A 12,708-nucleotide genomic window follows, 5' to 3' on the forward strand; every position below is an offset into this window, starting at 1 on the left:
CGATCGTTTTAGTAGTTAAATTTCACTGTAAAGTTAATTTGGCGTGGGTTGCCGAGCGTCACTAAATTCTCATTCAGCGCACCTGCATAGTAATCTTTATCAAATAGATTGCGGATAGCAAGTTGAGCGCCCCAATGCCCAGCGTCATAGCCAGCTTCAGTGTCAAAGACTGTATAGCCTGGAACATGAACATCTAAGCCATCGACAGTTTTATACGTTTCACCGCGGAACCCGCCGCCTACATACCAACCAAGTTTTGATGCAGGATCAAATTTATAGCGTGCTGACAAGCTATATGCATGCTCAGGAATATTGTCGAGTGCTTTTCCTACATTACTCGTGTTTGCATCTTTACTAATTTCCGCATCAATTGTGTAAGTATATGCAGCCGTTAATTTTAAGCCTTCTAAAATTTCTGCGCTGAGTTCAGTTTCAATACCACGTGTTAACTGTTCGCCACGTTGTACTTTCTCACTCGTATTGATTGAATCATTGACTACAACATTTTGACGTTTTAAATCATACCAAGCGATAGCGCCTTGAATTCGTTGATCAGGACTTTGTAATTTCATCCCCACTTCAACCTGTTTTCCCTCTTCAGGTTTGAACGGATTGTTATTTACATCTGTACCACTGTTAGGAGTAAATGAAGTGGCATAGCTGACATAAGGAGCAACAATGTCATTAAGGGTATACATAAGAGAAGCACTACCTGTGAATGCTTCATCTGATTGTTTACTCGTATTGCTATTAACCAAACTTCTAGTTTGAGTTTGCGCCCAGTCTTGGCGCCCAGACAAGCTTAAAAGCCATTGATCATTGAGTTGAATACGGTCACGAATATATAAGCCTGCGTATTTTAAGCGGTTAATATCGTGATTGCTGACAGGATTGGAACAAGTAACAGTTTGCCCATATACAGGAGCATATATGTTTAAATCACCTACATTACAACGGTTATTGGTGTAATCACTTTTTTCTTGGAAGGCATCTACACCTATATTGAAATCATGTTGCATACCATATAAATCAAACTGTTTATTTAAACGGTTATCGATGGCAAAACTTAAGTTATCAATAATTTGGTGACGGCTGTTATTTTTACGGCTTATGGTGGTGTAGTTTTTATCTGCCCAAAAGTTACTACCTGTTCGAGCAAAAACAGCTGTACCATCCATTTCAGTTTTTTGTACGGCGAAATTCTGGTTAAAGTTCCAGCCATTGTCAAAGGCATGTTTAAACGTATAGCCAGTACGGTAAACATCTGCCTCATATTTACCGAAATTAGGGTCGCCAATATACAAGCTTCGGTCTATAGCGCCGTTAGGGTTATCTTTTAAAGTACCAATGACAGGTAGACCTTGCTGACGAATATATTCGCGATGTTGATAGCTAGCGATGACAGAAAGGTCGGTGTTATCCCCTAAGTCAAAGTTGTAAGAAGGGGAAATATAGTAATTTTTAAAATATACATAATCTGTCGGGTCATCTTGGTCAGAGATACGACCATTTAAACGGAAAGCACCTTTTTCACTATTATTAGGACTATAGTTTAAATCGAATGTGCCTTCTTTAAGGCTGTAACTGCCATAAGTCATGCTAGCACGTGCAAAACTTTCTGCTTGAGGGCGTTTAGTGACTAAATTCACCATACCGCCTGGGGCAACTAAACCAAAATTAATAGATGCGGGACCTTTTAAAACTTGTACTTGATCCATACCTGATATTTCAGCTGCTACAGATGGAGTTGGTGAGCTTTGACCGACTCTTAAGCCATCTACATAAACCGAATCAGAAGATGTCTGCCCGCGAATAACGAAATCATCCCAACCACGACGACCTAGTTTTCCAGCTTCTACTCCTGCAACACCTTCAAGTGCATCTGCTAAGGTTCTTGCTTGTTTCTGATCGAGCTGTTCACGTGTTACCACCGAAACCGATTGAGCAGTTTTAAACAAGGGCGCATCTGATTTTAAGGCAGAGGTTGCTTTCGTTGCGACATACGGGGAGGTGGTTTCTTTTTGCGCCTGAATAGAAATTGTGGGTAGCACACTGGTCGAACTTTTTTGTTCTGCTGTTTCATCAGCATGACTTGCTGTCATCAAACTAAAAATAGCAACTGCTAACAATGTTTTGGAGCTTGAAAAATAAGGTGCTTGGTTCATGGGAGGCCTAGACAGCGCAAAAGACAAAAACTGATAATGAGAATTATTTTAATTTATTGTGAGTTAATTTTAAATAACATTATGATTCATTTATAAAATAAGAAAAGCAAAAGCTATTTTAAAATATTATGAGAAAAATAAAGCAATTCATTGCAAGAATTATCGAATCCCTTTATTTTAGTATGGATATAAAAATATCTAATATTTAAAGTTTTTTGGGGAATTGTATGGGGTTTGAAAAAACAACATCGCAGATATTATTTGATAATGGCGTACATAAATGTATTAGTTTTACCAGTTTGGTCAAAGGGGAAGGCATACAAGCCAATCAATTTTTAATTATTGATCATGAACGAGCTGCGGTGATCGACCCAGGTGGCGATTTGACCTATGTTCCGTTGACTATGGAACTTAATAAATATACGCGATTGAAAAATCTGGATTATGTGATGGCTTCTCATCAAGATCCAGACATTATTACTTCAATGCCGCGCTGGTTAGTCTATACCGATGCCAAAGTGGTCGCTTCTAAATTATGGGCACGATTTTTACCGCACCTAAATTCTGCATTCATGAGTGAACGTATGAAAGGGAATTGGGAAGATCGCCTTATTGAACTACCAGATCGTGGTCAAGTGATTCAATTGGGGGAATCAAAGCTTGTGGTGGTTCCAGCCCATTTTCTACATTCGGTGGGTAATTTTCAGTTCTATGATCCAGTCGCTAAAATTTTATTTTCTGGTGATATGGGTGCCTCGATTGTTGAGGATGCTAGTCAACCTTTGAAAGATTTCGATACGCATGTTATGAAAATGAAAGCTTTTCACCAACGCTATATGTGTTCAAATAAGGTCATCCGTTTATGGGTCAACATGGTCCGTCAGATGGATATTGAAATGATTGTTCCACAGCATGGCAGCCCATTTATTGGTAAAGAAATGATTAATCAATTTTTAGATTGGATTGAAATTTTACCTTGTGGTGTCGATTTAATGTCAGAGCAAATTTTTAGTTGCCCTGCATAAATCTAAATATTATTTCTAATAATTAACCCAGATGAAGTTCTGGGTTATAAAAAGATAAGAGCTAGAAAATAGAGCTAAAAGTATAATTAAGTGGGAATTATTTAGAGTAGGCCGATATCTATTGCTGAAAAAGGCAAAGATAATATGAAAATTGCATTGAAATTTGTTTATAATAGCTCACGGAATTTACCAGTGAGATTGTTATGCTGACCATCGTTCAAGAAGCGCTAACCTTCGATGATGTCTTATTACTTCCTGCCTACTCTACTGTTCTCCCAAAAGATGTCTCTCTAAAGACACGTTTAACTCGCGGCATTCATTTAAATATCCCATTAGTTTCTGCTGCAATGGATACAGTGACTGAGTCACGTATGGCGATTGCGATGTCACAAAATGGCGGTATCGGGATTTTGCACAAAAACATGGATATTGCTGCTCAAGCTGCAGAAGTACGCCGTGTAAAGAAATTCGAAGCGGGTATGGTGAAAGACCCTATCACTGTAACGCCTGAAACTACAGTACGTGAACTGATTGCAATTACCACTGCTAATAACATTAGCGGTGTACCTGTTGTTAAAGACGGCAAGGTTGTTGGTATTGTGACAGGCCGTGATACACGTTTTGAAACCAATTTAGAACAACCAGTTAGCAACATCATGACAGGCCAAGATCGTTTGGTGACTGTACGTGAAGGTGAGTCTAAAGAAAATATTCAAGCATTATTGCAAAAACACCGTATTGAAAAAGTCTTGGTCGTTGGCGAGAGCAACGAACTTAAAGGCTTAATTACAGTGACTGACTTCCGTAAAGCTGAGAGTTATCCAAACAGTTGTAAAGATGATCTTGGTCGTTTACGTGTTGGTGCTGCGGTTGGTACAGGTGCTGATACACCAAGTCGTGTAGAAGCATTGGTTGAAGCTGGTGTTGACGTAATTGTTGTTGATACAGCACATGGTCATTCAGCTGGTGTAATTGAACGTGTACGTTGGGTGAAACAAAACTTCCCTCAAGTACAAGTAATTGGCGGAAACATCGCAACTGGTGACGCTGCATTAGCATTATTAGATGCAGGTGCAGATGCAGTAAAAGTGGGTATTGGTCCTGGTTCTATCTGTACGACACGTATTGTGGCAGGTATTGGTATGCCACAAATTTCTGCGATTGACAGCGTTGCTAACGCACTAAAAGATCAAATTCCTTTAATTGCAGATGGCGGTATCCGCTTCTCTGGCGATATGGCAAAAGCGATCGGTGCGGGCGCAAGTACAATCATGGTTGGTTCACTTTTAGCTGGTACTGAAGAAGCGCCTGGCGAAGTTGAGTTTTTCCAAGGTCGTTACTACAAAGCATATCGTGGTATGGGTTCATTAGGTGCAATGGCGGGAGCAACCGGTTCTGCTGACCGTTATTTCCAAGACTCAAAAGCGGGTGCTGAGAAGTTAGTACCAGAAGGCATTGAAGGCCGTGTTCCATATAAAGGCCCAATGGGTAACATCGTTCATCAAATGATGGGTGGTTTACGTTCATCGATGGGTTATACAGGTTCATCTGTGATTGAAGATCTTCGCCAAAATGCGAAATTTGTGAAAATTACTTCAGCAGGTATGTCTGAGTCACATGTTCATGATGTAACGATTACTAAAGAAGCTCCAAACTATCGTGTTGGTTAGATTTTGGTAACCAAAACAATGAAGAAAGCCGTCATTACACTGACGGCTTTTTGTTTTTGGTGTAAAGTAAATCTAACGAAAAGAAATATGGCGGAATTGCCATATATGAAGTGTGCCACCGCTGAAGTGGCGTAAGAATGAGATAAGCTATGAGTTATTTTGGAACGGATGGTATTCGTGGAAAATTTGGGCAAATGCCTATTACTCCAGAGTTTGCTTTAAAACTCGGTTTTGCTGCAGGGAAGGTATTAAAACGAACGAGTCCAAAAAATAAACCGCTCGTTGTATTAGGAAAAGACACACGTTTATCTGGTTATATTTTAGAATCTGCTTTGCAGGCGGGCTTAAACGCTGCTGGCGTATATGTTCATCTACTTGGTCCATTACCAACACCAGCAATTGCACACCTTACTCGTGCTTTGCATGCACATGCAGGTATTGTTATTTCTGCATCACATAATCCATATTATGATAATGGGATTAAATTCTTCTCAAGTGAAGGCAAAAAATTACCTGATTCATTACAAGAAGAAATTAACCTTGAATTAGAAAAAGACTTATTCATTGAGGACACTGCAAACTTAGGTAAAAGTGTTCGTGTAAATGATGCAAACGGTCGTTATATCGAATTTTGTAAATCTACTTTCCCTTACCACTTTGATTTAAATAATTTAAAGATTGTGTTGGACTGTGCTCATGGTGCTGCATATAGCGTTGGCCCTTCAGTTTTTCGTGAGCTAGGTGCAAAAGTCATTGCTTTATATAATGAACCAGATGGCTTAAATATTAATGAAAGCTGTGGTTCAACACATCCTGAACACTTGCAAAAAGCAGTGGTTGAGCACCAAGCAGATTTAGGTATTGCCTTTGATGGTGATGCTGACCGTGTTGTGATGGTTGATAAGTTTGGTAACTTAATTGATGGCGACCATATCCTATATATCTTGGCGACTCAGGCGCAAAATAAGCCAGCTGGTATTGTTGGTACTGTCATGAGTAATATGGCACTAGAAGTTGCACTTGAAAAAGCAAATGTTAATTTTGTTCGTGCAAAAGTCGGTGACCGCTATGTATTGCAGGCTTTAGAAGAAAATGGTTGGGTGACAGGTGGCGAACCTTCTGGTCATATTCTAACTCTAGACAAGAGTACGACTGGTGATGCCATTATCGCTGCACTTCAAGTTTTAACTGTGATGGTCGAGCAAAATAAGGCTCTTCATGAATTGGTTCAAGACTTTAAACTATTCCCACAAGTTCTTTTAAATGTACGTTTAGAACAAATGCTTGATCCATATTCTATTCCGGCATTGGTTACTGAATTTGATAAAGCAGAAGCACAGCTTAAAGGCCGTGGACGTATCTTAATTCGTAAGTCGGGAACAGAGCCTGTGATTCGTGTCATGGTTGAAGGTGACGATGAGCAGGAAGTAAATGCTTTAGCTCAGCATTTAGCAGATTCAGTTCGCTCACAAGCACAAGTCGCATAAGGTACATGACATGAGTGATGTCATTAAAGATTTAAGTGAATTACGCTTGAGCTATGAGCAAGGTGAGTTGTATGAGGGGCAGGTTGAATCAAACCCTCATCAGCAGTTTCTTGGTTGGTTTAATCATGCTCTAGCTGCCAATTTGCATGAACCCTATGCCATGTCGTTAGCAACAGCGGGTGCTAATGGCAGACCACATGTTCGAACAGTTTTGTTGCGTGGTGCTACAGAAGCTGGGTATGATTTTTATACTAACTATGACAGTCAGAAAGGTATAGATTTGGCAGAAAACCCATATGCTGAATTATTATTTTACTGGCCGAGTCTAGAGCGTCAGGTGAGAGTTGGTGGTCATGTAGTAAAAATTTCTGAACAGGAATCTACAGACTATTACCTTAAACGGCCACGTGATAGCCAGATTGCAGCGCATATCAGTACTCCACAAAGTGGTAAAATTGAAAGCAGAGAGCTATTACAGCAGCGCTTTCACGACTTACAACAGCAAGTCGAAAGTCGTGAAGTGCTTAATAAGCCAGAGTTCTGGGGAGGCTATCGTCTGCAACCAGATTATTATGAATTCTGGCAAGGGCGACCAAATCGTTTACATGACCGCTTGAGTTATGAAAAAATCGACGGTCAATGGATGCTGCACCGGCTGATGCCTTAAATGACAAAAATACAAATCAAACAAAGACCTTTATTGACACGCCCTGAACAGTTTCAGGGCGTGCCGCCGTTTATTGCCGAGATTTTGGCAAGACGTGGAGTCCAATCTGAACAGGAATTAGAGCTCAAGCTTAAGAATTTGCTTGCTCCAGAGCTTAAAGGTCTAGAAACCGCTGTAGCATTAATGGATCAAGCCATTGATGAACAAAAAAAGATTGTTATTGTCGGGGACTATGATGCCGATGGAGCAACCAGCACCGCGTTAATGGTATTGGTGCTGCGTGATATGGGGGCACAAGTCGATTATTTGGTTCCCGATCGGTTTAAGTACGGTTATGGGCTTACGCCTGCAATTGCAGAGCTTGCTCATCAAACTTATCAACCAGATCTATTAATTACTGTTGATAATGGTATTTCCAGCCATGCAGGTGTGGAAACTGCTCAGGCCTTGGATATGCAGGTCATTATTACCGACCACCATTTAACAACTAAAGAAACACCTCCAGCACAAGCAGTTGTTAACCCAAATCAGTTAGGTTGTGATTTCCCAAGTAAAGCGCTTGCAGGTGTTGGCGTTGCATTTTATGTGCTGGCGAATTTGGCAAGTTTACGTAACAAGCAAGGCAAAAGCACGAGTAAAGTCACTCAATATCTAGATTTAGTGGCTTTAGGAACTTATGCAGATGTTGCTGTATTAGATTATAACAACCGTATATTGGTGGATGCAGGTGTAAAGCGAATCCAACAACACCAATGCCGAGTTGGAATTTTAGCGCTATTGGATATCGCTGGTAGAGAGGCGAGTTCATTACGTGCACAAGATCTAGGATTTGTTATAGGACCCCGGATTAATGCTGCTGGACGTATGGAAAGCATGCGTATTGGGATTGAATGTTTACTTGCAGAGAATATGGAAACTGCCTATCCAATTGCTCAGCAATTAAATCAACTCAATATAGAGCGGCGCCAGATAGAAGGGGAGATGAAGCAACAAGCTTTGTCTGCTTTAGATAGTTTGCAACTCTCAAAAGAAGATATTCCACAAGCCCTTGTACTCTTTGAAGAGAGTTGGCATCAAGGTGTGATTGGGATTGTAGCAGGGCGTTTAAAAGAACAGTTCCATCGCCCAACTATTGTTTTTGCACCAGATGAAGATGGTATCCATATTAAAGGCTCTGCGCGTTCAATTGATGGCGTGCATATTCGAGATACAATTGAACAAGTTGCTGAACAACATCCAGAATTAGTGAGCCATTTTGGTGGACATGCGGCAGCGGCTGGCTTAACGATTCGAAAAGAAAACTTTGATGCTTTTAAAACTGTTTTTACTGGCTGTGTTGCAGCCATGGAAGAATCTCTATTCCAAGCAACACTATGGACGGATGGAGAGTTACCAGCTTCTGCTTTGCAGCTAGACACATTAGACTGGATAGAGCAGCTTGGACCATGGGGGCAAAAATTCCCTTTTCCTCAGTTTGAAGGGAACTTTAAGGTCGTCGATTATCGCTGGCTTAAAGAAACACATCTAAAACTTAGATTAGCCCTTGATCAATATACTTTTGATGCGATTGCATTTAATGCAGCTGGTCGTTTTGAATTTAATCCTATGCGAGATGAAGTTCATTTAGTATATGAAATGGATCGTAATGCATTTAATGGCAATGTAAATTTACAATTGCGTATTGTGCATTTAAACCAATAAAAAAATCCGCTCATTAGAGCGGATTTTTTTATGTGCTTTTAAGCGATATTAGAAGCGGTATCCTGCACGAACACCATAAGTGTTGTCGTTGTCACCGAAACCAATACGACCTTCAAGACTTACTTGTTGATTTAAGAATTTTTTAGCGTTAATACCAAATTCATCTTTATCAGTTAAGTCGTTATTGTAGTAATCTACACCAAGACTTAAAGTTTTATCGATGTAGTAGTCACCACGAACTTTATATTCGTCAAGGTCACCAAACGCACCAAACGCTTCAAGGTTTACGTCATGTTGACCTACTTGAGTTACGTATTTAGCACGAACTGTTGGATCAGCGCCGTCTTTACCGTCTTTTTCGTCGTAACCTTTAACACCTAGAGCAAGTAATAAACCAGGAGCTGGTAAATAACCTACTTCAGCAGCATAAGTCGTAACTTTACTATCAATATTGGTGTTATCGATTTCACGCTCATTACGGCCTACATCACCGCTAAGGTAGAAATCTGAGTTAGGAACGTAGTATTCAACACCTACGCCATACTGAGTGTCTTTAGTACCGCTGTTATCGCCATAGTTGATAAGAGCGTTAACATTACTTGCACGGCTTAAGAAAGCTGCTTCAGCAAGTGGAGCGTTACGAGTTTGAACAGGATTAAAGTAATAAGTCCCGTCAACACCGAATTTGCTTACACTGCTGCCGTCATCTGGATCAAGATAATTGTAAGAACCACCAACTTCAGCTTGGTAAGCGTTTGCTGCGCCACTTACTGCCAGTGCAGATAAAAGAGCTGATGCAATTGCTAGTTTTTTCATGGAATCTCTCCCCTCTAAAAAGCGATTTTATAAATGTTTTGTTACAACTTTTAGTCTAGACCAAAATGCTTATGCGTCAATCTTGCTCAAGTAACCGTATTGTAACCATGTTCATTTTGTGTAAATGAGTTTTAATTAATATATTGATTATTAAATAAAAATTAAGAATGTTTTATTTTATTAAAATTGAGGATATTTTGTGTAGATCATAAAAAATGCTGTAAAAGTACCCAATTTTGTATGTGGATATTACAGATTAAACTTAAAATGGAGTGAAGAAAATTTAGAAATTAAATGAGTGAAATATGATGAGAAATACAAAGCAGGTTCGAAGATAACCGCAGCTATGCTAAAATAATCGACTGTTTATCTGCTTTTATGGGAACACTCGCGTGGAAATTAATCCTTATCTAAACCAATTGAAAGACTTAACTGATCGTAGCCAAACACTACGGGGGTATCTTTGACTACGATCTGAAAAAAGAACGTTTAGAAGAAGTTTTACGTGAGTTAGAAGACCCTGCGATTTGGAATGACCAAAGCCGTGCTCAGGCAATGGCGAAAGAAAAGGGCGAGCTTGAGAACGTTATTAACGTATTAGACGGTTTGGCAACACAGCTTGAAGATGCAAAAGCAATGCTAGATTTGGCCGTAGAAGCCGACGATGAAAGTCTACTTGAAGATGTTCAGTCTGAGCTTAGTGCTGCCGAAGATGAACTGGCTAAACTTGAATTCCGTCGTATGTTTAGCAATCCGATGGACCCGAATCCTTGCTATGTCGAGATTCAATCGGGTTCGGGCGGTACTGAAGCACAAGACTGGGCATCTATGCTATTACGTATGTATATGCGCTGGATTGAACGTCATGGCTTCAAAGCAGAACTTATGGAAGTATCTGATGGCGATGTAGCAGGCATTAAGTCTGCAACGATTCGTGTTGAAGGTGAATATGCCTATGGCTGGTTACGTACCGAATCAGGTGTACACCGTTTAGTTCGTAAATCACCATTTGACAGTGGTAACCGCCGTCATACCTCATTCTCTGCGGTGTTTATTTCACCAGAAGTTGATGACAATATTGAAATTGATATTAATCCTTCTGATGTTCGTACAGATACTTACCGTGCATCTGGTGCTGGTGGTCAGCATATTAACAAAACCGATTCGGCAGTTCGTTTGACTCACACTCCAACAGGTATTGTGGTGGCGTGTCAGAACCAACGTTCACAACATGCTAACCGTGACCATGCATGGAAACAGTTACGTGCGAAACTGTATGAGTTGGAAATGCAAAAACGTAATGAAGCGGCTCAAGCCTTAGAAGACTCGAAGTCTGATATTGGTTGGGGAAGCCAGATTCGTTCATATGTATTAGATGATTCGCGTATTAAAGACTTACGTACGGGCGTTGAAAACTCTAATACGGGTGCTGTTCTTGATGGTGACCTTGATCGCTTTATTGAGGCGAGCTTAAAACAAGGTTTATAAGAGTCTGCTGAACTTTTAGTTTAAATACAGTTCATCTATGAATATGTAGAACTCTTGGATTTTTAGCGATTAAAACGGCAAAGCAGTTCAGCCTTCGAATGTTAATCGAAAAAATGCGATATGAATATCGGAAAAAATAGATATGAATATCGCAAAAATGCGATATTATGGTTTCGAAATGCTGAATAAAGCTTTGTTCGTTTAAAAGACGTGTTGAGCCTATGGATATTGATGCAATTAGCAAAGCCCTTTCCAATCCGCTACGTCGGCAAATTTTACAATGGTTGAAAGAACCTGCGCATTATTTACCGGTGGAAGAATGTGGTGGTAGTTTTGAGAAGGGTGTTTGTGCAGGTCATATTGAACGATTGGGTAAAGTAGCACAGTCTACAATGTCTAATCATTTGTCTGTTTTACAACAGGCGGGCCTAATTCAGGTCCAAAAATATGGTCAATGGTCTTATTTTTCACGTAACGAAGCTTTGATTCAGCAATATATCGAACATTTAAAACAAACACTTTAATTACTATTTAAAGTGTAAGTCGAGGCGACTATGGCTGAACTCAATACTCCTTTAACGGTTGGTGATTTTGAAATTAAAAATCGATTGGTAATGGCTCCATTAACGCGTGCGCGTAGTGGTGAAAGCCGAGTACCGAATGATTTAATGGTTGAATATTATCAACAGCGTGCAAATGCCGGTCTTATTTTGACTGAAGCAACAGTAATTGGTTCAAAAACTGTGGGTTATGCAGAAACTCCAGGATTATGGTCACAAGAGCAGGCACAGGCTTGGAATAAAATTATTGAGGCAGTTCATGCTCAAGGTTCAAAAATTGTAGCCCAATTATGGCATGTGGGCCGTATTTCGCATCCTGAGCTTTTAGATGGTGATACTCCTGTTGCACCAAGTGCGATTCAACCTGCGGGTGAAGTGAGTTTATTACGTCCTAAACGTCCATATGTAACGCCACGCGCGCTTTCAATTGAAGAAATTAAGGAGGTTGTAGCTCAATATAAACATTCAGCAGAATTGGCTAAAGCAGCTGGTTTTGATGGTGTTGAGTTACACGCGGCAAATGGTTATTTAATTGACCAGTTCCTTCAAAGTAACACCAACCAACGTAATGATGAGTATGGTGGTCCAGTTGAAAACCGCGCACGTTTATTATTAGAAGTGATTGATGCGTTTATTGAAGTGTGGGGCGCTGGCCGAGTTGGTGTTCATATTGCACCGCGTGGTGATTCGCACGATATGGGTGATGAAAATCCGTTAGCGACATTTGGTTATGTCGTTGAGCAATTGAATCAACGTAATGTTGCTTTCATTTTCTCTCGTGAATATGAAGCTGCCGACAGCATTAGTCCAAAACTTCGTGAAAAATTTAATGGTGTATGGATTGCTAATGAAAATCTAACACCAGAGTCGGCAAAACGTATTTTGCGTGATGGTGAAGCTGACGCAGTATCTTTTGGTAAAGCATATATTGCCAACCCAGATCTTTTACAGCGTTTAGAGCAAGACTTGCCTTTAAATGAACTTCAACCAACGACTTTATACGCTAAAGGCGCTGAAGGTTATACAGACTATCCAACGCTAGAAGCTTCGTAAATTTTTTGAAATGACTGTTTGCTGACCTAGTTCATTTATGAGCTCAGTAAATCGCTTTTCTTGTAATGGTAGAGTT

Annotated in this window: 10 protein-coding genes; 8 read left to right on the top strand and 2 right to left on the bottom strand. The window is 40.1% G+C overall.

Features of this window, described 5'->3' with window-relative positions; all coding sequences use genetic code 11:
* Positions 1–8: 8 nt before the first annotated feature.
* Positions 9–2,165: a TonB-dependent siderophore receptor gene (locus ASF86_RS11300; protein ID WP_056482175.1), complete on the bottom strand. Its 2,157-nt coding sequence runs from the start codon at positions 2,163–2,165 to the stop codon at positions 9–11.
* Between the two features lie 227 nt (positions 2,166–2,392).
* Here ASF86_RS11300 and ASF86_RS11305 point away from each other — a divergent pair, with 227 nt between their 5' ends.
* The 5 genes from ASF86_RS11305 to recJ all read left to right on the top strand — a co-directional run bounded on the left by ASF86_RS11305 (position 2,393) and on the right by recJ (position 8,715).
* Complete coding sequence (locus ASF86_RS11305) at positions 2,393–3,190, top strand: MBL fold metallo-hydrolase (RefSeq protein ID WP_035358290.1); 798 nt, start codon at positions 2,393–2,395, stop codon at positions 3,188–3,190.
* Positions 3,191–3,393: 203 nt separating this feature from the next.
* On the top strand, positions 3,394–4,860 hold the full coding sequence (gene guaB, locus ASF86_RS11310; protein ID WP_003654069.1) for an IMP dehydrogenase: 1,467 nt from the start codon (positions 3,394–3,396) through the stop codon (positions 4,858–4,860).
* 149 nt (positions 4,861–5,009) lie between these two features.
* Positions 5,010–6,347: a phosphoglucosamine mutase gene (gene glmM, locus ASF86_RS11315; RefSeq protein WP_003654068.1), complete on the top strand. Its 1,338-nt coding sequence runs from the start codon at positions 5,010–5,012 to the stop codon at positions 6,345–6,347.
* Between the two features lie 10 nt (positions 6,348–6,357).
* Positions 6,358–7,014: a pyridoxamine 5'-phosphate oxidase gene (gene pdxH / locus ASF86_RS11320; RefSeq protein ID WP_056482178.1), complete on the top strand. Its 657-nt coding sequence runs from the start codon at positions 6,358–6,360 to the stop codon at positions 7,012–7,014.
* The gene (gene recJ, locus ASF86_RS11325) at positions 7,015–8,715 is read left to right on the top strand and encodes a single-stranded-DNA-specific exonuclease RecJ (protein WP_045433732.1); all 1,701 of its coding nucleotides are present in this window, start codon (positions 7,015–7,017) and stop codon (positions 8,713–8,715) included. It begins immediately after the preceding gene.
* A 48-nt stretch (positions 8,716–8,763) separates the two neighbouring features.
* Here recJ and ASF86_RS11330 read toward each other — a convergent pair whose 3' ends face one another.
* Complete coding sequence (locus ASF86_RS11330; protein WP_005038035.1) at positions 8,764–9,531, bottom strand: putative porin; 768 nt, start codon at positions 9,529–9,531, stop codon at positions 8,764–8,766.
* Between the two features lie 392 nt (positions 9,532–9,923).
* Here ASF86_RS11330 and prfB point away from each other — a divergent pair.
* The 3 genes from prfB to ASF86_RS11345 all read left to right on the top strand — a co-directional run bounded on the left by prfB (position 9,924) and on the right by ASF86_RS11345 (position 12,632).
* Positions 9,924–11,019 (top strand): peptide chain release factor 2 gene (prfB, locus tag ASF86_RS11335; RefSeq protein WP_155860173.1). Its coding sequence is split into 2 segments (ribosomal slippage): positions 9,924–9,995 and positions 9,997–11,019, totalling 1,095 coding nucleotides; the frame shifts between segments, so codons are not numbered across the junction.
* A 221-nt stretch (positions 11,020–11,240) separates the two neighbouring features.
* Complete coding sequence (locus tag ASF86_RS11340; RefSeq protein WP_002121891.1) at positions 11,241–11,543, top strand: ArsR/SmtB family transcription factor; 303 nt, start codon at positions 11,241–11,243, stop codon at positions 11,541–11,543.
* A 30-nt stretch (positions 11,544–11,573) separates the two neighbouring features.
* On the top strand, positions 11,574–12,632 hold the full coding sequence (locus tag ASF86_RS11345; RefSeq protein WP_005038037.1) for an alkene reductase: 1,059 nt from the start codon (positions 11,574–11,576) through the stop codon (positions 12,630–12,632).
* Positions 12,633–12,708 lie beyond the last annotated feature (76 nt).

Source organism: Acinetobacter sp. Leaf130 (assembly GCF_001423205.1).
GTDB classification, from domain to species: Bacteria; Pseudomonadota; Gammaproteobacteria; order Pseudomonadales; family Moraxellaceae; genus Acinetobacter; species Acinetobacter calcoaceticus.